This window comes from Bacillus aquiflavi, assembly GCF_019915265.1.
GTDB classification, from domain to species: Bacteria; Bacillota; Bacilli; order Bacillales; family Cytobacillaceae; genus Bacillus_BT; species Bacillus_BT aquiflavi.
The window spans coordinates 1,292,565-1,318,465 of the sequence record NZ_CP082780.1; the positions used below are offsets into that span (position 1 = coordinate 1,292,565).

The window sequence follows — 25,901 nt, forward strand, 5'->3', positions numbered from 1 at the left end:
TAACCTACAATACAACTAGGAATTATAAGTTTAAAGCAAATTCTGAGGTGAATGTGGTGAAAAACTTATTTATTAAAACAGAATTGCAGCAAAAATGGATGCAAAAATTACAAAATAAACGGAAGCAATTTGAAAATAAAGCAGCTGAAATTGATGAGCTTGCAATTTTTCCGAAAGAAAATATTCAGGAATTAGTAAAGCTTGGTTATACAAAACTAACTTTACCAAAGGTTTACGGCGGTGAGGGGATAGGGTTATATGATATGGTTCTATTTCAAGAAACACTTGCTAGCTTTGATGGAGCTACAGCACTTTCAATCGGCTGGCATCTTGGCGGTACTGGAGAAATTTACGAGAAAAAATTATGGAATGACCGTATGTTAAATTTTTTTGCCGAGGAAGTTGTTAAAGGGGCATTAGTGAATAGGGCAGTCAGCGAAGCGCAAACAGGGAGTCCAACTAGAGGCGGTCGTCCTGGGACACATGCCGTAAAAAAAGACGGAGCTTGGGTTATTTCTGGGCGGAAAAATTTCACAACGATGTCCCCAGTATTAACTTATTTTTTAACATCTGCATGGATTGAAGAAAAACAAGCGATCGGTTTTTTTCTTCTGCATAAAGATTTAAAAGGATTAACGATCGAGGAAACATGGGATGTTATTTCTATGAGGGGAACAGGCAGCCATGATCTTGTACTTGATCATGTAAAAGTGGACGATGCAATGCTTGTCGAGGTTCATGGCGGCCCGCGAGGAGACAAAGTGAACGGTTGGATATTGCATATTCCAGCTTGTTACCTAGGTATTGCTCAAGCAGCACGAGACTATGCGATTAAATTTGCCAGTGAACATTCACCAAACAGTATTAAGGGAACAATTAGTGAACTGCCAAACGTTCAGCGTTTCATCGGAGAAATCGAATTGGAATTAATGAGAGCAAGACATTTTATCTACAGTGTGGCAGAGGCATATGACGACGAATCAAGAAGAACTCATATTACAAACGAACTTGGAGCAGTAAAGCATACAGTTACAAATTCAGCCATTCGGATTGTTGATAAAACAATGAGAATAGTTGGTGCAAAAAGTCTTCAACGTAAAAATCCGTTGCAAAGATATTACCGCGATGTAAGAGCTGGACTGCACAATCCGCCGATGGACGATGTGACCATTCAAAAACTCGCATTAACCGCAATCGAACAAGCGGGAAAGTAACATGTGATCATTTTTTGAATAGGTGAGATAGAAATGAAAATAAGCTAACATAATGCGGAACATTATTTATGGGGAGATCAATGTGATGGGTGGCATTTAGTGAAAAATCAAGATTTAAGTATAATCCACGAATGTATGCGAGCTCATACTTCAGAAGTGAAACATTATCATCAACATGCATGCCAATTTTTCTTTGTTTTATCAGGAACAGCAACGATTGAAATAGATGGTAAAGAGATAATCTTACATCCACAAGAGGGAATAGAGGTTCAATCTTTAGTGCCTCACCAAATGTTTAACAAGTCAAATAAAAATGTTGAGTTTTTAGTCATTTCTCAACCACCAAGCAAAGGAGACAGGATTTTTTAGATTAAAGAAGTTCAACATATTCACTTTCTACGGGGCTAAAAATTCTATTTTAGCCCTAAATTCCTTCATTTCTCACTTTATTTCCCCTTTCCTATATATTTGACCACATGTTTACAGTATTATATATTATTTCTAATAATATAAATATTCAGAAAATTGTATATCCGATTTAAGAAGGAGGGCTAGTATCGGTGTGTTCCAGTTTAGCCGTTTATTCTATTCGTAATCTCCATAAAAAAATGAAAGAATTAGAGTCTAAATGGGAGGATTTTATCGTCAATAAACGAAAACCAGAAAAAATTCGTACAACAATTCTTCAATCATGGGAGCGTTGTCAAAACTATAATCTTAATCCACGGCAAAAACAAACACCTGTATTGATATCTAATGAAAAGTTAACCGAAATCATCAATAAATCACAATTGTACCATGCTTCCTTGCCTGTTTTAAAAGAACTATATCATCAAATTGATTGTACAGGGCATCTTATTACGTTATGTGATGAGAAGGGAAGAATTATTTATTTACAAGGAAATTCCTCTACCATCTCACTGGCGCAAAAAATGAATTTTACTCAAGGGGCAGATTGGAGCGAAAAAGCGGCTGGTTCAAATGCGATTGGAACATGTATTGCTGTAGAACAGCCGATACAAATCTTTTCATTTGAACACTACTGTGAGGGAGTTCATCCGTGGGTTTGTTCTGCAGCCCCGATTAAAGACCCGCTCACTGGAAAAACACTAGGTGTGATCGATTTGACAGGGCCCAGTGACTTAGCGCAACCACATTCTCTTAGCCTTGTCCAAAATATTGCGATGATGATTCAACAACAGTTATTTAGCACCTCTAATAAAACTAGACAATATTTAGAACAATGCTATGGGGTAGAGGTGAAAAAATGGAAATCAAATCGTATCATCTTACTTGACGAGATGTTAAACGTCGTTCATGCCGGTTCTGAATGTAAGCCCTTACTGCAAATTGATCATTGGAGTGAATTGTTATTCCGTCCTGAATTTCACTTGTTAAAAACGTCTATTTTAACAAGTGATGAACAAGAACAGGAATTGCATCTCCCCTCACTACAATTAATTCTCTACATACGAAGCATTATACTCGAATCAAAACGCATCGGTTTTCTTCTTCAGCTTGAAAAAAGGAATGAGCGCCAACCTTTTATTTCGAGTGATCAAAGAGCATGGAAACATTTAATTGGTCAATCATCCTCATTGAAACAGCTTATTCATCAGGCGCAGGTTGTTGCACCGACGAACGTTCCAGTTCTGCTTACTGGAGAAAGCGGGACAGGAAAAGAAGTATTTGCCAATGCCATACACAAGGAAAGCTCACGACATGACTCGCCTTTTATCGCAATTAATTGTGGAGCGATTCATAAGGAGTTAATCGCCAGTGAACTTTTCGGCTATGAACCTGGAGCTTTTACAGGAGGAAAACGTGACGGAAAAAAAGGTAAGTTCGAAGAAGCTAACGGAGGAACACTTTTTTTAGATGAAGTAGGGGAAATGCCTCTCGAATTACAAGTTCATCTACTACGTGTACTGCAAGAAAAAGAAATTGTGCGACTCGGATCATCACGGCCGCTACCGGTTGACGTCAGAATTATTGCCGCGACAAATAAAAACTTAACAAGCCTCATTGACAAAGGAGAATTCCGTTTAGATTTATATTATCGGCTGAATGTAGTCGAACTAATTCTTCCTTCACTTCAGGAGAGAAAAGAAGATATTCCGCTTCTATGCCGTTATTTTACTATGAATAGCGCCAATACACATAATAGACCTGTTCCAGAAATTGATCGTCAAGTGCTGGCCTTTTTCCGTCATTATGATTGGCCGGGAAATATTCGGGAACTTAAAAACATTATCGAGTATGCAGTTCTCTTTTGTAAAAATAATCGGATTACGCTAGACTCTTTACCAAAAAAATTGCTCAATAACAGCAATGTCAGCTCAACGCTCACCCCTTTAGAGGCGGAGGAAAAGCGGAAAATTGAGCAGCTGCTATTGGAAACAGGAAGGAACTTATCAGAGGTTGCTAGGCGTTGTGAAATAGCACGGACAACCCTCTACAGAAAAATTCAGAAATATCAATTATAAATAAAACGTAAGCGACGGTTCTACTAGAACCGTCGCAAAACATTATTTTCCTTTAGGGAGGGGGAGCTTTACCCAATCATGATAAAAAGTATCAATATCTGGTTCAAAATCAAGCAAAATCGGATACCAAGGAGGCACAGCTTCAACTTCTAGCTGGGATGCACAACTTGGACAATAAAATTCCCGTATCACTTGCCATTCAGTGTCAGGGGACATTAGTTTTGGATAAATTTCGTTCATCTTTTCTTCAGTATCACGAACGAAAATGCGTGCGTGCAGCTTCCAATTTTCTTTATAATGACAAAATTCATGACCGCAATCACACTTCACGATGCGATCGCCATTTTTCTTTTGTACAATATACAGGTGCAGTCCGTAAGGGAGGAGAATTGGATCATCCCAAGGAACACGCTCTTGTAACACCTCTCGATATATTTCAAAACGTTCCGGATCTTTATGTCCTGACATCATTTCTTTAAGCTGATAAAATTCTAACGTTCCATCGATTAATTCGCCAATTAACTTTTGATCGTATTTTGCCATTACGCTTTCACCTTTTTTTTATTTTTCTTCTTTAAAGCGATTAATGTGTGATCCTAGCATAGGCACACCTAGTTCGTCTTCATAAATCATCCAGTTTAAAGGCAAATCCCAAAAATCTTTAAAGTCGTTAGTGAACTTTTCACTTAATGCAAAACTTTCAGCGTACATATGTTTTACTTGTAAAGAGGCTTCTTTGTTCATTATTTTTTTCTGTTCATTTTTCATCCAATCTTTAGTTGGAATGCTGCGTTCTAACCGTTCTTTCTTGATTTGTTTTCGTCTTTTATCGGTTGCTTCCATCTTGACTTTATATGTGCCATTTTCCTTAGAAAAGACACAGCCGTATACTTTTTCTGCATAACGCCGTAAAATATATCTTTCATTCAAGTCTTGTTCTACATGTTTCGGATTCCGTTCAAGAGGATCTCCAAATCCTGGACCGCCGCGCAAGTAGTTCATAATTACATCGTAATCTTTAAATTCTTCTTGCGTTGAGACTGCTTGCCGATCACGATGAATTGTTTCACAATTCATCAACGAATCCCAAGTTGGGTTATCTGGATCAAAATCTCCTCCTAATGGGATAGGGAGCTGTTTTTTAATACGTTCTTTTATATCGGTATTGTATGCAGTAAATCGATATCCACTAGAAGCGGGATAACCTCCCATTAAGCCGCAGTCAGTGGCCATAACTCCTGCACCGGCAACAAACATTGACCACTCTTTGGCACCCCAGCCTAAACGGAGGGATTGCCAGCCGTTTCCGCCGCGATATTTACCTGCTCCACCTGATCCCGGCAAAATTTCTCGACCTAAAAAGAGAAGTGGTTCAAGCAATTCCCAAATTTCCATGTCGCCCATGTCGCCCTCAGGATTCCAAAGTGCGGCTGAATGGCTAATGCCGTCCTTTACAGCGCTAGCCCCAACACCGCATGCCGCAGTTTCAAAACTGTTAAGAGCAGAAAGCTGTCCATATTGATCGATTCCGCCGCCCATTAACCAGTTAGTCGTGTGGGCATTTCCAGCATTTACTTCTTCTAAATAGCCGCGGCCGTAGTAAGATCGGCTCAACCCCCGCCAAAGAGGTGACCATGCTGAAACGAGACCGTGCCAAGTATTAGAATGGGCGGAACGAATGTCATCAGGGTTCAGCCACGAGCCATATGGAATTTTAAATTTACTTGCATAGTAGGCACCATCGTTAATTCGATCATTTGGCACAAGCGTTTGCGATAGCATGACCCAAATCCCGCTCGTGATTGATACTGGTGTCGCATTAAAAGGATGCCATCCCCAACGATTTGTTCCTTCAAAATCGATTTCTAGTTGAGCATTTTTATGAACAGTAATCTCTGACGGTGAATGCATAATTGTATTAATTCTAGCGAATGAAGGGAGATCCAAATCTTTAAATGGAACGTCAACAAAAGAAGCTTGCCGATATTTCCCAGGGATTAACATCGTTTTCACTTGATTGACAAAGCCGCGACGTCCATCTTCAATAATTTCACGGATAAACTGCTTGTATGCCTGAATACCTTCTTCTTTAATCACATCTAATACGAGATCACGAATCATATGACATCCAGCAATCCGTGTTTTTTCATCTAGTGTCCAATACTTAACAGCACGGACAGAGCGTGTACTTTCAAGTATCCAGTCCTTAGATAAGACATCGTTTTGACCGATTTTTCTACAAGTTACTTGATAGCCGTCGTCATATCGCTGGACAGGTCCCATCGGCATACTGCCTGGCGCACTTGCGCCTGTATCAATAACATGTGTCACGCCGCCAACCCAGCCAACGACTTCTCCCTCCCAGAAAATCGGAACAAGAGTGTGAACATCGCATGTATGCACATTACCGACATGATTATCGTTATTACAAAAAATATCTTTATCATTAATTCCAGGATTGTCTTCATAATCGTTTTCAATCATAAATTTAATTGCAGCACCCATCGTTCCTACATGGATTATAATCCCAGTTGAAGTAACAATTGAATCAGCTTCCGGAGTATATAAACTGAAACATAATTCACCTTCCTGCTCAACAATTGGCGAAGCTGCTACTTTTTTTGCCGTTTCTCGTGCATGAACGATCCCGCCCCGAAGTTTAGAATACATTTTTTCGAAACGGATCGGGTCGGATTCTTTAAAGGAAAGTGCTGTTAATCCGGCATAATGACCCGTTTTTTTACTTATTTCATCGATTTCTTGCCGCATTTGCTTTAAGGTTTTTCCGTCCCAGCCAATTGGTTTTCTCGTTTTTGGAAGTATTTCATTAAGTACTTTAACCAATTTTGTTTCCTCCTTTTAATGTTATTTCAATTCTTTTAGGTGAAAAATACGATTTTCATTAAGATATGCTTCAAAACCAATTGGAACAACTAACGTTGTTGCCGTTGATTCAAGAATTGAAAATGCTTTAATCTTGTTACCCGGTAGCAGTTTTTCCATCTCATAAATTTTTGCTTCGATAAACTCTCCATCCCAGTAAATTTTTCGGTGTCCTAAAAATGCTTCTCCAGGAGGTGTTTCACTTGATAAAGGTTCTACTGGAATTTTTGGCTTGGCTACGTCAACGGTTCCACTTACGATTGCCCCTGTTATTGAATAGCCTAATTCAGGTGATAAAGCTGATTTTGCATAAACTCGTGTATATGCTTCTTCAAATGCTTCAACTAGTACTTGGTAGTCGTCAACATCTTGAAACTGCTTAATTGGCTTTTCAATTTCTAAGTCATTTAATTGCCCTTGATATTGCATTCGATAAAGAAGGCGGAAGTGAACATCTTCAGGGGAATATTCATTCTTCTCGAATTCTTCTGAAACTTTTTTCTTTAGTTCATCCCATGCTGCTTGTAATTCATTTCCCGCTTCAAGAATAGCGCTTTTTTCTGCTTTTTCTGTCACGTTAATATCTAATGTTTTATCGTAGCGGTATTCGAAATCGGCCGCACCACATCCAAACGCAGAAAATCCAGCTGCCCAAGCAGGTATAAGGACGTCTTCAAAACCGAGACCTTTCGTATAACCTGCTGTATGCAAAGGACCGCCTCCGCCATAAGAAAAACAAACGTATTGAGACGGCGAGTAACCTTTTCCAAGAATCATTGATTCAAGGTAGTTGCGAAGCTGAGACTCTAGTAGTTCTGTGACACCGTAAGCCGCATCCTCAACAGACATTCCGAGTGGATCCGCAATTTGAGTTTTCACCGCTTCGTAGGCGCGCTCTTTTGAAAGCTTAATGGCCCCGCCGATAAAATTATCAGGATTAATTAAACCTAAAACAACGTGACAGTCTGATACGGTAACCGTTTCAATTCCACTCTTTGGATTACAGACACCGACGCGCGACCCAGCGCTATCTGGTCCTAGCGTCAAATTCCTATAGTTAGGATCAATGCGAACAAAGCTTCCAGTACCCGCACCAGTTGTATCCATTGAGACGAGTGGTAAAGAAAGAACGAGCCGAGCCATGTCCGGGCTAGTATCAATCGCTAAATCTCCCTGTGTTATCAGGCCAATATCAAAGCTCGTTCCACCGATATCAGAGCAAGCAACATTTTTTAGTCCAAGTTTTTCAGCTAAATATTTCGCTCCTACCATTCCGCCAATCGGACCTGAAACGCAAGTTCGTGCTAATTCATTCGCTTTTATACTGATTGTTCCGCCATGGCTAGCCATAATCCGCAAGTCAAACTTAGTCCCATTGTTTCGCAGTGCATCGTCTATTTTTTCTAATGTTTTTCGCGAAGGTTCTGCTGCATACGCTTCCACAATAGTCGTATTCGTCCGATGCGATTCTTTTCGGACAGGATAATAATCAACCGTTGCAAAAACTTTAATATCTTTATTCGCTTTTTTAATCATCTCTTCAGCTACATCTCGTACTCTTCGTTCGTGATGCGGATATTTATACGAATGTAATAAACTAATCACAATGGCTTCTACATCCTCATCTAATAGTTTTTGAATTGCCGGTTTAATATCATCTTCGTAAAGGGGAATGACGACATTACCAAACAAATCGACTCTCTCAGTTACACCAACAGTCCATTTCCGAGGAACGAGCGGCGGGTCAAAGTGATGCGTATTAATATGAATTCGATCAGCATATGAATAACCTAAGTGTGACTGGATTGCACGACCCATCCGATGACTATCTTCTGTTCCCTTATTAAGAACTAAACCAACACGACGGCCGACTCTTGAAACTAGTCGATTAAGCATCGCCGTCCCAGAGTAAACGCCAGCAAGAAGATTGGGGAACTCTCCCTCGATTGATGTATTCCATTGAGCTAAAGCATCTTTAGAAGAATTTATTAGGCCGATATTCTCATCATCCGGGGTTGTTTGCGCCTTACCAACTACAAATTCCCCCCTTTCATCAATAATGAATGTGTCTGTCATTGTACCGCCAGCATCAATAGCAAGAATTTGTGACTTTGCCAAGTGTTTATCTCTCCTTTCATGTAAGTTACTTGATAAACATGCATAAACTGTGCCAACTTTTTAAAACGACAAATAATTTTGCCATGTAAGGATTTTTGAAAAGTGAAATAAGAGCTGCTTTTACTGTCCTGTATTATTTTGCTACAACTGTAGCGATACAACTGAGATTCATTGAATTAATTGAATGATTTAGTATTTTTATTTCAATTTGTAAATATATGATAAAATAGTTCTTATGATATTAGAAAATGGATAATTAGCTAGATTTATATTTTATAAAATAATAGAGAAGGAGAGAGTAAATTGATTTCTATTGCCCATATTCGGGAAAGTGACCATCAAATACAAACAGTAGAAGCTCATTTGCTAGAAGTAAAGGAATTAGCGGAGTCTTATGGAGAAAAGCTTGGTGTCAAACATGTAGCCGGCTTGGCTGGAATGCTTCATGATGTAGGTAAATATTCACAGGAGTTTAAAGAATATATTTTAGAAGCGGTAAAAAATCCTAATGATCCACCTAAAAGGGGGAGTGTAGATCATTCAACTGCTGGCGGGAAGCTTTTGTATGAACTTTTTCATATTGGTGCTAATCGCTCGCCTTGGAAAGGAGTTTTAGCCGAAGTTGTAGGGAATGCAATTATATCGCATCATTCATATCTTCAAGATTTTTTAAATCCAGAGTTACAATCGAATTATTTAAAGAGAGTACGAGATAAAGAGCTAAGTGAATTTGAAACGACGAAAAGACAATTTTTCGCTCATGTCATGAGTGAAGCGGATTTTCAAGAGTATGTTAATGAGGCAGCTTTAGAAATTAAAAATTTTTTAGCTAAGGAATCTCAACAAAATTATTATAAGCTGCTGATGTTTTTAACAAAATTTGTTTTTAGCGCATTAATCGATGCTGATCGAACGAATACAAGATTATTTGAAGAAAATGATGGATTAAAAAAGAATAACGAAAAATTATTTGATACATATTATGACCGACTGTTAGAAAAAATCGATGTTTTTAAACAATATCCAAATGCAAATACACCTATAAATCTTCTGAGGGCAGAGATGTCAAATCAATGTGAAAAATTTGCTGAAAAGCCATCAGGAATTTATACACTATCAATCCCAACCGGGGGCGGTAAAACATTAGCAAGCTTAAGATACGCATTAAAACATGCCAAACTATACAATCAAAAACGTATTATTTACGTTGTTCCCTATACAACGATAATTGAACAAAACGCAGAAGAAGTTAGAAATGTATTAAGAGATAAAGCGAATATTTTGGAACATCATTCAAATGTTATCGAAGATACGAATGATAATGACGAAAATAGCGAAGGGATTATAAATGTACAGCAAAAATTAAAGTTAGCGAAAGATAATTGGGATGCCCCGATTATATTTACAACGATGGTGCAGTTTTTAAATGTTTTTTATGCAAAAGGAAGCCGAAACATTAGAAGGCTCCATCGTTTAACTGAGTCGGTGATTATTTTTGATGAAGTACAAAAGGTGCCCATTGCATGCGTCTCTTTATTTAATCATGCAGTAAATTTTTTAAAACAGTATGGTCATTCAAGTATCGTTCTTTGTACTGCAACTCAACCTGCACTCGACTTTGTGGAACATAAGTTAGAAATTAATACAGACGGTGAAATGATCGAAAATCTAAAGGATGTAATTGAAGCCTTCACACGGGTTAAGATCATCGATAGAGCAACAAATGAGTTATTTAACAATGATAAACTTAGCGACTTTATACACTCAAAAATAGAGGATGTTCAAAGTATTTTAGTTATTTTAAATACGAAATCCGTAGTCAAAGATCTATATGCTTTATTAAAAGAAAAGGAAATCGATATTCCGATATTTCATTTAAGTACAGCGATGTGTGCAGCGCATAGAAATGAGATTTTAGCTGAAGTAAGAGATCATCTTAAGGAAGGCAAGAAAATTATTTGCATTAGTACTCAATTAATAGAGGCGGGAGTAGATGTAAGTTTTGATTGTGTCATTCGTTCTTTAGCGGGGTTAGATTCTATTGCTCAAGCGGCTGGCAGATGTAATCGACATGGTGAAAAGCCGATTCAAAATGTTTATGTTATAGATCATGAAGAAGAAAAATTGGATCGTCTTAAAGAGATTAAAATTGGAAAACAAGTGTCAAAGAGGATTCTCATTGACATTAAACATGATCAGAATAATCACGGGGGACATATTTTATCTAAGGAAGCGATTGTGAGGTATTTTAAAGAATATTATAGAGAGTTTCATACAGACCTTAATTATTATATTCCAAAATTGAGAAAGGAAATGACGGATTTATTGACTGGAAGTGGTTATGCTCAAGCTTTTCGTCATAAGGAAGGAAAGCAGGTACCATTATATATTGCGAATAGTTACCAAACAGCGGCTGAACATTTCCATGTCATTGATGATCATACAGCTACTGTTATTGTCCCTTATAAAGATGGAAAGGAAGTAATTGCTGAATTAAATAGTAATAATACAATCCAAGAGCTTTCTTACCTATTAAAAAAATCTCAACAGTATACCATTAATCTTTATCATTATGAAAAAGAGCAATTGGAGGAAAATAATGGGATTGTTAGTTATTTTGATGGAAAAATATTAGCATTGACAGAAGGGGCGTACAGTGAAGAATTTGGACTTAATCCAGAAAATGATAGCGAGTACAACTTAAACATATTTTGAAAAAACCTATCTTTTCCTTCCAGATAGGTTTTTCAAAATAACATAATATTTTTTTCAATCCACGCTTATAGAAAAGCGACAACTTGAAAAAATTTTACCATATTTAAAAAAATAGATTAATATTCATATAATATGTAATTTTATATTTACAGTATGAACTATTTGGTATACAATAACATTGTTGAAAAAATAATTTCTTTAGAAGGGGGGTAAGAGAATGAGAAATGGAATCGAATTTGAAGTCTATGGGGATTACGCTTTGTTCACGGATCCTTTAACGAAAATGGGCGGGGAAAAGTTGTCGTATCAGATCCCAACTTACGCAGCTCTAAAAGGAATTGTTGAATCCATTTATTGGAAACCTACTTTATTAATGATAGTTGATGAAGTTCGTATTATGAACCCAATCCGTATGGAGTCAAAAGGTGTTCGGCCTATAGACTATGGCGGCGGTAATACGCTTGCTAATTATACGTATTTAAGAGATGTTCGTTATCAAGTACGCTGTCATTTTGTTTTTAATTTAAATCGACCTGATCTGGCTTTTGATCGTAATGAGAAAAAACACCATAATATCATGAAGCGTTCTCTTAAAGCTGGCGGGCGCAGAGATATTTTTCTTGGTGCTAGAGAATGCCAAGCATATGTTGAGCCATGTTTTTTTGGCGAAGAAGACGGATTCTACGATCATTATGATGGAGAAATTCATTTCGGTACGATGGTTCATGGGATTAATTATCCAGATGAAACAGGTCGAAATGAGATGGAAGTGCGTCTATGGAATCCAGTAATAAAAAATGGTGTAATTAAATTTATTAAACCTGATCAATGTACACAAATTCGCAAGATTAAAGACATGGAAATAAAGCATTTTGATCATAAAAATATCCAATCGGCAAATGACTTGCTACAACAATTAGAAATGGAGGTGAATAAATGAGCTGGTTACTAAATTTATATGAGACGTATGAATCCAATTTAGATCAAGTAGGAATCATTGAGAAAAAATACAATAATAAGGAATTCACCTTGTTACCTATTCCCCCATACGACACAAAATGCACATATTGAAGTAAATATAACAGAAGCTGGAGAATTTCATTCTGCTACTGTAATTAGTAAGGAAGATGCAAGTACACTAATTCCATGTACAGAAGAATCAGCTAACCGAGCTGGATCGAAAATAGCCCCTTATCCACTTCATGATAAATTGAGCTATGTAGCTGGGGATTTTGTAGCCTACGGTGGGAAAATAAAAAAAGAAGAGCCCTTTACATATTATATTGAACAATTACAAGAGTGGGCTAATTCCCCATACGGTAACGAAAAAATAAAAAGTATTTATAAATATTTAAGCAAAAAACGATTAATTAAAGATTTAGTAAACGAAAAAATATTGTATTTAGATGGTAATGGATATTTAATCAATAAATGGGATAAAAAGTATGGGTTATTACATGGAGAAAAACCTTCAATTTTTTCTGTCATGAGTGGCGGACAAGAAAGTGCTTTTGTTCGATTTAATGTTTATTCCCCAAATGAAATATTAACGAAGGTTTGGAAAGATAAACAGATGTATGAATCGTTTATCCGCTATTATAAAGAATTGTTAGGTGATGAAGAGCTGTGTTATGTAACAGGAGACAAGTTGCCAAGAACTGATAAACATGCGAACAAAATTAGAAATGCAGCAGATAAGGCAAAGCTAATCTCAGCAAATGATACGAGTGGATTTACATATAGAGGACGCTTTAATAAGAGTAATGAAGTTGCAAATATTAGCTATGAAGTGTCACAAAAAGCTCATAATGCATTAAAATGGCTCATTAATCGCCAAGGGAAAATAGTTGACCAGCGGGTGTTTCTTGTTTGGGAAAACAATGATCTTGATATTGTTGATCCGAACGAGGATACGTACTCACTTTTCTCTCTACCGATTGAGAACAAATTAAGAATCTCGTTTACTAATCAAGAATTTGCTAATGAAGTTGCTAAGGCGATAGATGGCTATAAAAATAATTTATCCCATAAATCACAGGTAAATATTTTAATCCTTGACTCGGCAACAACAGGACGTCTTGCAGTGCTTTACTACCGAAATATGGATACAAAATTTTATTTAGATAAACTAGCAAAATGGCACTCTACTTGCTCATGGCTACATCGGTATCGAAAAAATGAATACGAAGAATATGTTCAGTTTTATGGAGCTCCTGCAACGAAGGATATCGCCTTTGCTGCTTATGGCTCAAAAGCAAATGAAAAAATAGTTAAAGGTCTTATGGAACGGATGCTTCCTTGTATTATTGATGGCAAAAAAATTCCGTTAGATATTGTTAATAGCGCTTTTTATCGTGCATCAAATCCAGTATCAATGGAAAATTGGGAATGGGAGAAAACACTTAGTATTACTTGTGCATTAATCAATAAAAAGGAGGAGTACAATTTGACATTAGATGTAGAAAATAATGATCGTGATTATTTATTTGGACGCTTACTTGCAATTGCCGATGTGTTAGAAAGAAAAGCTTTAGATACAAATGATAAACGTGCCACAAATGCAAGAAGATATATGAGCTCTTTTGCCCAACATCCTGAAAGAACTTGGAGAACAATTCAAGGAGCATTACAACCCTATCAAGCACGTTTAGGAGAAAAAGTTTGGTATTATAACAAATTAATAGATGAGGTCGGTTCCAAGATTAAAATAGAGATTTTTTAATAATAAACCACTCTCTGGTAAATATTTATTAGGGTTTTATAGCCAGCGTCATGAGTTATATCAGAAAAAAGAAAATAACAGTGTGAAGAAAGAAGTTTCTAATTAAAAAGGGGGATATGAATATGACTATTTTAGATCATAAAATTGATTTTTCCGTTATTTTATCTGTTACAAAGGCTAACCCAAACGGGGATCCGTTAAATGGAAATAGACCGCGTAAAAACTATGATGGACATGGTGAAATTTCGGATGTAGCACTGAAAAGAAAAATTAGAAATCGTCTTCAGGACATGGGGCTACCTATTTTTGTTCAATCGAATGACAGAAAAGTAGATCAATTTAAAAGTTTAAGAGAACGGGCTGAGGCTAATCAAGAATTAGAAAAGATATTAAAATCAAAAGATAATTCTGCAGATACATTTGCTACGATTGCGTGCCAAGAATGGATCGATGTACGGAGTTTTGGTCAAGTTTTTGCCTTCAAAGGTGCTGGTAAAGGTGCAGGAGTGTCTGTTGGTGTAAGAGGGCCAGTTTCTATTCATACTGCAACGAGCATTGCTCCAATCGATATTACGAGTATGCAAATTACAAAAAGCGTTAATTCTGAGTCAGGAAAAGATAAAGGCTCGGATACAATGGGGATGAAACACCGTGTAGATTATGGCGTTTATGTCTTTTATGGAAGTATTAACACTCAACTAGCAGAGAAAACTGGATTCACAAATGAAGATGCAGAAAAAATTAAGCAAGCGCTCGTTACGTTGTTTGAAAATGATTCTTCAGCAGCACGGCCTGAGGGAAGTATGGAAGTGCATAAAGTTTATTGGTGGGAGCATAAATCTAAACTCGGCCAATATTCTTCTGCTAAGGTACACCGCTCACTAACTATAAAAAATAAAGTAGAAGAACAAAAAACAATTGAAGATTATACGATTACATTAAATGAATTAGAAGGACTAAGTGTAGAAGTGATCGATGGATTATAATGAAGAAGACAATTATCTTATGTTGTCTGGCATTCAGCATTTTCAATTTTGTAGACGTCAATGGGCTCTCATTCATATAGAGCAGCAGTGGGAGGAAAACGTTCGAACAATTGAGGGACAGCATCTTCATCAAAAAGCTGATCAGCCATTTATTCGAGAGAAACGTGGGAATAAATTGATTGTTCGTGCAATGCCTATAAAATCAGAAGAACTAAAAATAACTGGCATCTGTGACGTAGTAGAGTTTATAAAAGATAATAGCGGTGTTGAAATAATTGGTGTTGAAGGAAAATATATTGCTTATCCCGTTGAATATAAACGAGGAAAACCAAAAGTAAATGATTCGGATGTTTTGCAGTTAACGGCACAAGCCATATGCATAGAAGAAATGCTACTTTGTGAAGTTAACGTCGGTTATATGTTCTATAATGAAATCAAGCATAGAATTGAAGTGCCGATAACAAAAGAAAATAAGAATAAAGTAAGATCGGCCGTGAAAGAAATGCACGACTATTATAAATGTAAACATACACCTAAAGTAAAAACAGGAGCATTTTGTAAAAGTTGTTCCCTTCAAAATATATGTATGCCAAAATTAATGAATAAGCGGTCTGTGAAAAGTTATATTGAGGGGAAGATCATTGAATGAAAAAACTTCTAAACACGTTATTTATTACTCAACCAGATGTTTATTTATCTTTAGATGGAGATAATATTGTCCTTCTTAAGGAACAAGAAAAATTAGGTAGATTACCGCTTCATAATCTAGAATCAATCGTATCATTTGGTTATACTGGTGCAAGTCCGGCATTAATGGGTTATTGCGTAGAAAGAAATATTTCTATCACATTTTTGTCAATGAGCGGGCGATTCCTTGCGAGAGTGATTGGAAAAAGTAAGGGAAACGTAGTTCTCAAAAAAAAACAGTATAATATATCTGAGGATGAACGGGAATCTGCAAAAATTGCTCGTAATTTTATTATTGGAAAAATTTATAATAATAAATGGATAATAGAGAGAATGACGAGGGATTATCCATTACGAGTAGATGTAGCCCAATTTAAAGAAACCTCCAAATATTTATCAACAATTATTCTTGAGGTAAGGAAATGTGAGAATTTAGATCAATTAAGAGGTTGGGAAGGACAAGCAGCTATAAACTATAATCAATTGTTTAATCAAATGATTTTACAGCAGAAAGATGACTTTTATTTCAATTTACGTTCAAGAAGACCACCGTTAGACAATATGAATGCAATGCTATCATTTGCTTATACATTATTAGCTAATGATATGGCAGCTGCACTAGAAGGTGTTGGACTTGATGCGTATGTTGGTTTTTTACATCGAGATAGACCTGGAAGAGTATCTTTGGCTTTAGATGTCATGGAAGAGTTACGAGGTGTTTACGCAGATAAGTTTGTCTTATCATTGGTTAATAAAAAGATTGTTAATAAAAGTGACTTTTATAAAAAGGAAAATGGTGCAATTATCATGACAGAGGAAGCGAAAAAAAAGTTTCTAGCTGCTTGGCAAAAGAAAAAGCAGGAAAAGATCACTCACCCATACTTAGGTGATAAGATTTCTTGGGGATTAGTTCCACATGCACAATCGTTATTACTGGCTCGTTATTTACGTAATGATCTAGATGAATACCCGCCATTTTTATGGAAGTAGGTGTAAATATTTGTTAGTATTAATTACGTATGATGTAAGTACAGTAAGTACTGCAGGAAAGAAAAGGTTACGAAAAGTTTCTAAAGTATGTCAAAATTATGGTCAACGAGTTCAAAATTCGGTTTTTGAATGTATAGTAGATGAAACCCAGTTTGCTACATTAAAAATTAAACTAACTAATATTATTGATGAGGAACAGGATAGTCTCAGATTTTATCAGTTAGGAAATAATTACAAAAACAAGGTTGAGCATATTGGAGTTAAAGAATCTATCGATTTAGAAGAACCTTTAATTTTTTAGTGCGAATGTATAGTGCACATAAAATTACTGATAGATTCGCACCATAATTTTAAACTATAATTTACATTTTTGTAATTTTAGATAATATCATTCTTTCTTAATGAAAGAAAATTAGTGTGTTTTTGATCAAAATATTACTATTTTTACTTTTTTTGATCAAAAATCGCTGTCGCACCCTTTATGGGTGTGTGGATTGAAATTTCGTGGGCTTACGTGGGATACGCAGGAAGCGATGCGTCGCACCCTTTATGGGTGTGTGGATTGAAATGAAAGCAAGCGAAAATTGTAAACTTTGGTATTGTTGTCGCACCCTTTATGGGTGTGTGGATTGAAATAAATTTTATCAAGCGGAATAGGATGGTGAAGGAATGTCGCACCCTTTATGGGTGTGTGGATTGAAATCGATACGGCGATTGGTGTGGGGAATTGACATTACGTCGCACCCTTTATGGGTGTGTGGATTGAAATGGAAGCAGTTACGGAAATACAAGACGAGAAACCTTGTCGCACCCTTTATGGGTGTGTGGATTGAAATAGATAATAATCAGTGCTATCATCGGGGGGAATACTGTCGCACCCTTTATGGGTGTGTGGATTGAAATTGGCAACTAGATCGCCGAACATTTGATTTAGTCGCGTCGCACCCTTTATGGGTGTGTGGATTGAAATGGACGTAAGCGCTAACGCTCTTTTACGCATAATTGTCGCACCCTTTATGGGTGTGTGGATTGAAATTCGGCGAATGCGGCCAGCAATGTAAGGATGACCGTCGCACCCTTTATGGGTGTGTGGATTGAAATTTATTATTTTACCGCTAGATGACAACCCGCAGATGTCGCACCCTTTATGGGTGTGTGGATTGAAATATGTCGATGATGCGGCAGAGGCGGAGCAACTAATGTCGCACCCTTTATGGGTGTGTGGATTGAAATGGCAAACTCCCGCTGTGTAAGACGCTTGGAAACTGTCGCACCCTTTATGGGTGTGTGGATTGAAATTAGCTAATTGTCCTACGCTTTCGAAATGTCCTTGTCGCACCCTTTATGGGTGTGTGGATTGAAATCTCTCCGACCTTAACGCTAAAAAATGCCCGCTTTTGTCGCACCCTTTATGGGTGTGTGGATTGAAATCGACAATAAAAAGGGGCAAGGGGTCGCCTGAAACTCGTCGCACCCTTTATGGGTGTGTGGATTGAAATACGCGGGCAACGAGCATATCATCGACAACCTGCTGTCGCACCCTTTATGGGTGTGTGGATTGAAATGAAATGTCCTTTACGGCAGGCAGCACAACAAAAACGGTCGCACCCTTTATGGGTGTGTGGATTGAAATAAGACGACAAAATGGCGACTTGCTAATCGCGGGGTCGCACCCTTTATGGGTGTGTGGATTGAAATGATAGCATAACGCGTCTGAGCCGCAATATGAGCGAGTCGCACCCTTTATGGGTGTGTGGATTGAAATCCAAGCGTCCGCCGCACTGCTTGCAGCCTCGTTGTGTCGCACCCTTTATGGGTGTGTGGATTGAAATGCGGAAAAGGAACGAACCGACATCAAACAGCGCCGTCGCACCCTTTATGGGTGTGTGGATTGAAATTTCGCTTTGTTTCTTGCCAATGCCATCGGCAATTGTCGCACCCTTTATGGGTGTGTGGATTGAAATAACGGGAATACGCGGCTGATTTACGAGCTACTATGTCGCACCCTTTATGGGTGTGTGGATTGAAATCTCTCTTGTGTAGGTCTGTCCCTCGCTAATTACCGTCGCACCCTTTATGGGTGTGTGGATTGAAATGTAAAAGTATATGAGCGATTTTCAAAAACGACACCGTCGCACCCTTTTTATGGGTGTGTGGATTGAAATGGATCATTGCTTTATTAATGAGGAATTGAGCGCATGTCGCACCCTTTATGGGTGTGTGGATTGAAATAGAAAAGCAATTAAATTTTATTAAAAATCTATTACGTCGCACCCTTTATGGGTGTGTGGATTGAAATTGCATTTTAAAACGTTGATATGACGCGGTTTACAGCGTCGCACCCTTTATGGGTGTGTGGATTGAAATTACTTCCCGTACCATCCAATTACTTCCTTCTTAGTCGCACCCTTTATGGGTGTGTGGATTGAAATATCACATCGTCATTTACTTTAAGGTTGGCAGCGGGTCGCACCCTTTATGGGTGTGTGGATTGAAATGTGCATGATAAGCGGTATGTATTCGTGCGGATATGTCGCACCCTTTATGGGTGTGTGGATTGAAATGACAGCATAACACGATTAAGCCGCAACATGAGCGAGTCGCACCCTTTATGGGTGTGTGGATTGAAATCGAACTTGAAAGGTTGGTTGTGTATATTGTCGGTGTCGCACCCTTTATGGGTGTGTGGATTGAAATATACGCTCCTTTACCATCCTTTTAATCTGTGATCGTCGCACCCTTTATGGGTGTGTGGATTGAAATGTGTCCTCGACTATTTCATCTCCTACATAGATTGTGTCGCACCCTTTATGGGTGTGTGGATTGAAATTATTCGTCTGAATCTTTTTATGCTGTATTGCCCGTCGCACCCTTTATGGGTGTGTGGATTGAAATGTGATTTTTCCGTCCGTCATGTCAAGTACATTAACGTCGCACCCTTTATGGGTGTGTGGATTGAAATCTAGCATCCTCCTTAAAAATAATTAAAACGGTAAAGTCGCACCCTTTATGGGTGTGTGGATTGAAATCAATGTGGATAACTAAAATATATAAATTTTGTCGTCGCACCCTTTATGGGTGTGTGGATTGAAATTCGGTATCCCACGGAAAATAACGATATTTTTAATGTCGCACCCTTTATGGGTGTGTGGATTGAAATTGCTCTCCTAATATAGAATTTCGCCATATTCCGTGTCGCACCCTTTATGGGTGTGTGGATTGAAATCGCTTGTTAAATCTGGAAGAGGAATAGTGCTTGATGTCGCACCCTTTATGGGTGTGTGGATTGAAATGTTTCTGACGTCCTGATACGCTTGGAAACCTCCGTCGCACCCTTTATGGGTGTGTGGATTGAAATGCCGAAGCTTTAGCGATGTTTAAAGATGTAGGCGGTCGCACCCTTTATGGGTGTGTGGATTGAAATCGTCAATTATGGCGCCTGTTTTTGGGTCAATCACGTCGCACCCTTTATGGGTGTGTGGATTGAAATTTTTCGATATTTATTAAGGTTCTGAGTTCAGGACTGTCGCACCCTTTATGGGTGTGTGGATTGAAATATCTTTTATCTCCTCTACTCCACCTAATATAAATTGTCGCACCCTTTATGGGTGTGTGGATTGAAATTTCTTTATTCGCTTCATCCATTCGCTTTTTAAAGTCGCACCCTTTATGGGTGTGTGGATTGAAATATGAAAGACAAGCACAAAGAATGATAAAAGTTGGTCGCACCCTTTATGGGTGTGTGGATTGAAATATCAATTTACAGTCGCTTGTCGCTTGTATACAATGTCGCACCCTTTATGGGTGTGTGGATTGAAATAATATTTGGAAATGCTTGTAAAAAGAATATAACCAGTCGCACCCTTTATGGGTGTGTGGATTGAAATAGATTGTTTAAAGCGTCACGTGTTAGCTTGTTTTCGTCGCACCCTTTATGGGTGTGTGGATTGAAATAGACCACTGAATATAAAAATGGTAAAGCTTATACGTCGCACCCTTTATGGGTGTGTGGATTGAAATCTCGAAAAGGTATTGGAGCGAAAAACGTTTTACTGTCGCACCCTTTATGGGTGTGTGGATTGAAATCTCTCTCCCTCCACACCCACCAATCAATATCTAAACGTCGCACCCTTTATATGGGTGTGTGGATTGAAATCGTTATCAACTTTAAAAACGATCTTGCAGGCTTTGTCGCACCCTTTATGGGTGTGTGGATTGAAATTTAATCACTAAATATCAATCCCCACACACACCAATGTCGCACCCTTTATGGGTGTGTGGATTGAAATTCCGAATGTCATTTAATTTATCCTCCTTTGTTTTGTCGCACCCTTTATGGGTGTGTGGATTGAAATGATAACTTTAAATTAAAAATGCAAAGGTGGGCTTAGTCGCACCCTTTATGGGTGTGTGGATTGAAATCTATTTATGGAGATATTTCCGCAGGTGTTTTAACGTCGCACCCTTTATGGGTGTGTGGATTGAAATGAACCGTTTGTTATTAGTTTTTATCAATATTTCGGTCGCACCCTTTATGGGTGTGTGGATTGAAATACACGGTCGTACTCAATCACTTGCTCCGCTCCCTGTCGCACCCTTTATGGGTGTGTGGATTGAAATTAAGAGAGAAACGCTGTAACCCTTGATATGACAACGTCGCACCCTTTATGGGTGTGTGGATTGAAATGTATTCTTTGACGATTTTATACCATGTGGACTTGGGTCGCACCCTTTATGGGTGTGTGGATTGAAATGTTCAAAATCCTTGTAATGATATTACTTTTTAAAGTCGCACCCTTTATGGGTGTGTGGATTGAAATCAGTCGGAAAATTAAGAGGAATATGGACATATGAGTCGCACCCTTTATGGGTGTGTGGATTGAAATTTAAATAGTTTTTGTCCTACTTCGTCTGCTATTTCTGTCGCACCCTTTATGGGTGTGTGGATTGAAATAATTATAATTGGCTTATCTGGTCTAATTTTCTTTGTCGCACCCTTTATGGGTGTGTGGATTGAAATTCGAAAACATCTAATAACTTGTACAAGTCGAACACGTCGCACCCTTTATGGGTGTGTGGATTGAAATGCTAACGAAAGATGGTTATGGTGCTTTGATAAACGTCGCACCCTTTATGGGTGTGTGGATTGAAATCTATTTTTGCGGTTTATAAAGGTGACGATCTAATTGTCGCACCCTTTATGGGTGTGTGGATTGAAATTCCACGAAGAGCCGATGATTGGCGAACTTGTGGAGTCGCACCCTTTATGGGTGTGTGGATTGAAATATGATTTGCAAGCCCCCTTTATACTCGTTTTATTGTCGCACCCTTTATGGGTGTGTGGATTGAAATCTTTACGCAAGTTCTGAGCCGCGGCATCTGTTATGTCGCACCCTTTATGGGTGTGTGGATTGAAATTGCTAACCTATCCCAGTCCGCTTTACGTGCTCCCTGTCGCACCCTTTATGGGTGTGTGGATTGAAATAACCCCCAAATCTCTCGACGTCGAGAGATTTGAGGTCGCACCCTTTATGGGTGTGTGGATTGAAATGCTTTATGCGGGCGCACTAAAAAAGGTCGGTAAACAGTCGCACCCTTTATGGGTGTGTGGATTGAAATATCGATTTGAAGATACTTGGACTAATTATTTTGTGTCGCACCCTTTATGGGTGTGTGGATTGAAATAGCAAGTCGGTCAGCTTAAATGCTGTGGATTGAAAGTCGCACCCTTTATGGGTGTGTGGATTGAAATAATCATAGTAATCACTATCATGTCCAACATCAATGTCGCACCCTTTATGGGTGTGTGGATTGAAATTGTTTTAGGCGGATACAGTTTACCGCCTGTAGAAGGTCGCACCCTTTATGGGTGTGTGGATTGAAATCACCCGCCTTTGGTCGAATAGCGGCGATTTTTTGTCGCACCCTTTATGGGTGTGTGGATTGAAATTTTAATCAATTAAACATTGAATACTTATTCGAAGCGTCGCACCCTTTATGGGTGTGTGGATTGAAATTACAAAGCGATGACGCAGAAACTGCTGAAAGCGAGTCGCACCCTTTATGGGTGTGTGGATTGAAATTGAAATAATCACTTGAAAATAAATTGAATATGAGGTCGCACCCTATATGGGTGTGTGGATTGAAATGGTTTCAAGTGGGCTACCACGCCGACATTGCGAGGTCGCACCCTTTATGGGTGTGTGGATTGAAATATAGTATTAGTTTCCGTTATACTCGTTTTATTGGTGTCGCACCCTTTATGGGTGTGTGGATTGAAATAATGATTGAAATAAGTTCGTTAGCTAGGTAAAAAAAGTCGCACCCTTTATGGGTGTGTGGATTGAAATCTGCAGGTAACGTATCTAATGAAAAACTGACGGGGTCGCACCCTTTATGGGTGTGTGGATTGAAATTAGTTTTAGTCCTTTTATCAATGATGATACTCAACGTCGCACCCTTTATGGGTGTGTGGATTGAAATATCCTTATCACTCCTCTCCTGTTGCTATACGTCCGTCGCACCCTTTATGGGTGTGTGGATTGAAATAAACGTAGTGATTGACCCAAAAACAGGCGCCATAAGTCGCACCCTTTATGGGTGTGTGGATTGAAATAAAATCGCTATCTTGAATTGGGGGAAGATTTAGGTCGCACCCTTTATGGGTGTGTGGATTGAAATCTTATAGTCCTGCGTACATCTGTAACTAGTGTAGCGTCGCACCCTTTATGGGTGTGTGGATTGAAATTCTAACTGTCGCTGTAATCGTCGCCATGTTTCCGCGTCGCACCCTTTATGGGTGTGTGGATTGAAATCGTGAAACGTGCAAGTAAACATCAGCCGTCATATTGTCGCACCCTTTATGGGTGTGTGGATTGAAATAAGGTTTGCTCCTCTAAGGTCTGCTACCCTAAGGTCGCACCCTTTATGGGTGTGTGGATTGAAATTGGTTACGATGGAGATCTTTCTGACGATTGGAGAAAGTCGCACCCTTTATGGGTGTGTGGATTGAAATCTCGTAAACTGAGCCTCGCACGATGACCTCGCCTGGTCGCACCCTTTATGGGTGTGTGGATTGAAATGCTAGTTCCTCGTCGGTTTCTCCCGCGACGGTATTGTCGCACCCTTTATGGGTGTGTGGATTGAAATAATATGGCACAACAAACGAAAAAACAATTACAAAAGTCGCACCCTTTATGGGTGTGTGGATTGAAATCAAAAGAACTATATTTTGGTGATCCATTAGGAGGAGTCGCACCCTTTATGGGTGTGTGGATTGAAATAAATTTGATTGGTACTGTAGATATTAATAAAATTGTCGCACCCTTTATGGGTGTGTGGATTGAAATATGAGGGAGAAGTTGAAAAGATTGACGAGCAAACGTCGCACCCTTTATGGGTGTGTGGATTGAAATATCTTGCTTTCCGTCTACTGTGGATGTCTGAGTTTGTCGCACCCTTTATGGGTGTGTGGATTGAAATATATACCTCTTGAGTGGAGTCTGCAAGTTCAAGGTCGCACCCTTTATGGGTGTGTGGATTGAAATTTTGTCACCCTTCAAATGGGGCTAGTTTGATAGGATTTTTATACAAGTCTTATCCTCTTGAATAGCTCGAGTCGGCTAATTCTCCTTTTTTAAATGGAACAAATAAATTCAGTAGTTTTATGATTTTTCATACGTTTAATAATTTAGCGTAATTTATTTTTTTGACGGATTCTGGGACTGTCAATATTTTTGTGTAAATGAATTTTCAACCCTTTAAGGTAGTTCGTCACTTTCCGATACATCCAAATTTTGCGCTGGTGCGCCTGATTATTTTATAGGTTCATGTAGCTGCTCAAACATCTCTTCCAACTTACACGGGCCTGGTTAAAGCCGATATGACAACGCGTGACGAAACGTTGATTGTAATCTTCAAATTGCGTCACTAAGAAGCGTTCCAGCGATTCTTCGTTCGGGAACTGTTCCTTACGTTTCGTATATTTCTTGATTTGTTTATTAAAAGATTCAATCAGATTTGTCGAGTAGATGCTTCGCCAAATCGCTTTTGGGAACTGATAAAACGTCAGTAAATATGGGTTATCAAGTAAGCCTTGCGTGATTTTTTTGTACGATTTTCCCCATTTCTCACAAAACTGCCCAAGGGCTAGCTCAGCTGCTTCAGCGTCCTTTGCCTGGTGAATCGTTTTAAAATCTTCGCACACTTCCTTGCGATTTTCTACACGCACTTTATGCATAATATTGCGACCGACATGCACAAGGCATACTTGGTATTTCGCTTTTGGAAACACGCTAAAGACAGCGTCAGCCATGCCTTTTAAGCAGTCTGATACGAATAAGAGGACGTCTTCTACACCGCGGTCTTTCAGCTCTTCTAGCAGCTCCTTCCAGTTGTAAGCCGACTCCGTTGGGGCAATCGTGTAAGCGAGCACTTCCTTTGAGCCGTCTTCATGAATTCCAACAGTAATGTAAACAGCTTCTTTTGACACCGTATCACGACGTACGGCAATATACGTTGCGTCTAAATACACGCACACATAGCGGTTGTGCAGCGGACGTTTATTAAACGCTTCAACCGTTTCTGATACCGCTTTTGTCATGTTCGAAATCGTTTGTGGCGTGTAATGATGCCCATACATTTTCTCGATTAACTGGGCGATTTCAGACATTGTGATACCTTTCTTGAATAGGTGAATCACCGTCTCTTCCAGCGTATCGTTTGAGCGCTTATAAGGAGCGATCGTCTGTTGTTTGAACTCGCCATTACGATCACGTGGGATTTGTATTGCCAAGTCGCCATACTCCGTGTGAAGCGTACGCGAATAAGACCCATTACGTGAGTTGCCTGAATTAAAGCCAATCCGATCATACTTTTCATAGTCTAGAAATTCTGTTAGTTCTGTCGCCAGCAGCGAATTGATTGCCATTTCCAAGTGCGAACGGAAAACCTCAGTAATATCTTGCTTTTTCACTAGTGCATCGACAATTTCTGTTGTAAACTGATTCATAGGGAAGACCTCTTTTCTAGGATTGGTTGTGGTGACTTAATTCTACCAAGAAAAGGTCTTCCTTTTTACATGGAATTTTTCATTTACACA

At 38.6% G+C, this 25,901-nt stretch carries 12 protein-coding genes, 2 pseudogenes and 2 CRISPR repeat arrays; of the genes and pseudogenes, 10 read left to right on the forward strand and 4 right to left on the reverse strand.

Features of this window, described 5'->3' with window-relative positions; genetic code table 11:
- Positions 1-56 precede the first annotated feature (56 nt).
- From K6959_RS06470 to K6959_RS06480, 3 genes are all read left to right on the forward strand, one after another.
- The gene (locus tag K6959_RS06470) at positions 57-1,214 is read left to right on the forward strand and encodes an acyl-CoA dehydrogenase family protein (protein ID WP_163241906.1); all 1,158 of its coding nucleotides are present in this window, start codon (positions 57-59) and stop codon (positions 1,212-1,214) included.
- A 99-nt stretch (positions 1,215-1,313) separates the two neighbouring features.
- Entirely contained in the window at positions 1,314-1,583 is a 270-nt protein-coding gene (locus tag K6959_RS06475; RefSeq protein WP_374058356.1) for a cupin domain-containing protein, read from the forward strand.
- Between the two features lie 191 nt (positions 1,584-1,774).
- Complete coding sequence (locus tag K6959_RS06480; RefSeq protein WP_262421906.1) at positions 1,775-3,700, forward strand: sigma-54-dependent Fis family transcriptional regulator; 1,926 nt, start codon at positions 1,775-1,777, stop codon at positions 3,698-3,700.
- Positions 3,701-3,742: 42 nt separating this feature from the next.
- On the opposite strand, the gene K6959_RS06485 is transcribed toward K6959_RS06480, so the two are convergent.
- From K6959_RS06485 to K6959_RS06495, 3 genes are read right to left on the reverse strand one after another with little or no spacing between them, the layout of a single operon-like run.
- On the reverse strand, positions 3,743-4,243 hold the full coding sequence (locus tag K6959_RS06485; RefSeq protein ID WP_163241905.1) for an acetone carboxylase subunit gamma: 501 nt from the start codon (positions 4,241-4,243) through the stop codon (positions 3,743-3,745).
- Positions 4,244-4,261: 18 nt separating this feature from the next.
- Positions 4,262-6,544, reverse strand: a complete 2,283-nt coding sequence (locus K6959_RS06490; RefSeq protein WP_246234677.1) for a hydantoinase B/oxoprolinase family protein — start codon at positions 6,542-6,544, stop codon at positions 4,262-4,264.
- A gap of 21 nt (positions 6,545-6,565) precedes the next feature.
- On the reverse strand, positions 6,566-8,701 hold the full coding sequence (locus tag K6959_RS06495) for a hydantoinase/oxoprolinase family protein (protein WP_223087957.1): 2,136 nt from the start codon (positions 8,699-8,701) through the stop codon (positions 6,566-6,568).
- A 303-nt stretch (positions 8,702-9,004) separates the two neighbouring features.
- Here K6959_RS06495 and cas3 point away from each other — a divergent pair, with 303 nt between their 5' ends.
- The 7 genes and pseudogenes from cas3 (at position 9,005) to cas2 (ending at position 17,102) form a co-directional block, all read left to right on the forward strand.
- A complete protein-coding gene (gene cas3 / locus K6959_RS06500) occupies positions 9,005-11,416 on the forward strand; it encodes a CRISPR-associated helicase Cas3' (RefSeq protein ID WP_223087959.1) in 2,412 nt (803 codons plus the stop codon).
- A 217-nt stretch (positions 11,417-11,633) separates the two neighbouring features.
- Positions 11,634-12,356: a type I-C CRISPR-associated protein Cas5c gene (cas5c, locus tag K6959_RS06505; protein WP_223087961.1), complete on the forward strand. Its 723-nt coding sequence runs from the start codon at positions 11,634-11,636 to the stop codon at positions 12,354-12,356.
- Positions 12,353-14,244, forward strand: a pseudogene (gene cas8c / locus K6959_RS06510) (type I-C CRISPR-associated protein Cas8c/Csd1). The gene cas5c and the pseudogene cas8c overlap by 4 nt, the downstream one beginning before the upstream one ends.
- A gap of 16 nt (positions 14,245-14,260) precedes the next feature.
- Positions 14,261-15,124 (forward strand): type I-C CRISPR-associated protein Cas7/Csd2, encoded by an 864-nt coding sequence (gene cas7c, locus K6959_RS06515; protein WP_223087962.1) that lies wholly within the window; start codon positions 14,261-14,263, stop codon positions 15,122-15,124.
- Entirely contained in the window at positions 15,114-15,773 is a 660-nt protein-coding gene (cas4, locus tag K6959_RS06520) for a CRISPR-associated protein Cas4 (RefSeq protein ID WP_163241899.1), read from the forward strand. Before cas7c ends, cas4 begins: the two co-directional genes overlap by 11 nt.
- Positions 15,770-16,801 (forward strand): type I-C CRISPR-associated endonuclease Cas1c, encoded by a 1,032-nt coding sequence (cas1c, locus tag K6959_RS06525; RefSeq protein WP_223087964.1) that lies wholly within the window; start codon positions 15,770-15,772, stop codon positions 16,799-16,801. Before cas4 ends, cas1c begins: the two co-directional genes overlap by 4 nt.
- 10 nt (positions 16,802-16,811) lie before the next feature.
- The gene (cas2, locus tag K6959_RS06530) at positions 16,812-17,102 is read left to right on the forward strand and encodes a CRISPR-associated endonuclease Cas2 (protein ID WP_223087965.1); all 291 of its coding nucleotides are present in this window, start codon (positions 16,812-16,814) and stop codon (positions 17,100-17,102) included.
- Between the two features lie 168 nt (positions 17,103-17,270).
- Positions 17,271-20,888: direct repeats of the CRISPR family, unit length 32 nt; unit sequence GTCGCACCCTTTATGGGTGTGTGGATTGAAAT.
- Between the two features lie 103 nt (positions 20,889-20,991).
- Positions 20,992-24,348: a CRISPR direct-repeat array (repeat unit 32 nt; unit sequence GTCGCACCCTTTATGGGTGTGTGGATTGAAAT).
- Positions 24,349-24,615: 267 nt separating this feature from the next.
- Here the strand turns inward: cas2 and K6959_RS06535 are convergent.
- A pseudogene (locus tag K6959_RS06535) lies at positions 24,616-25,811 on the reverse strand (IS256 family transposase).
- Positions 25,812-25,901 lie beyond the last annotated feature (90 nt).

What these genes read in the sequence shown, in the direction of transcription:
- cas1c (WP_223087964.1), top strand. Translation starts at nt 15,770, where the DNA reads ATGAAAAAACTTCTAAACACGTTATTTATTACTCAACCAGATGTTTAT.
- cas7c (WP_223087962.1), top strand. Translation starts at nt 14,261, where the DNA reads ATGACTATTTTAGATCATAAAATTGATTTTTCCGTTATTTTATCTGTT.
- K6959_RS06485 (WP_163241905.1), bottom strand. Translation starts at nt 4,243, where the DNA reads ATGGCAAAATACGATCAAAAGTTAATTGGCGAATTAATCGATGGAACG.
- cas4 (WP_163241899.1), top strand. Translation starts at nt 15,114, where the DNA reads ATGGATTATAATGAAGAAGACAATTATCTTATGTTGTCTGGCATTCAG.
- cas5c (WP_223087961.1), top strand. Translation starts at nt 11,634, where the DNA reads ATGAGAAATGGAATCGAATTTGAAGTCTATGGGGATTACGCTTTGTTC.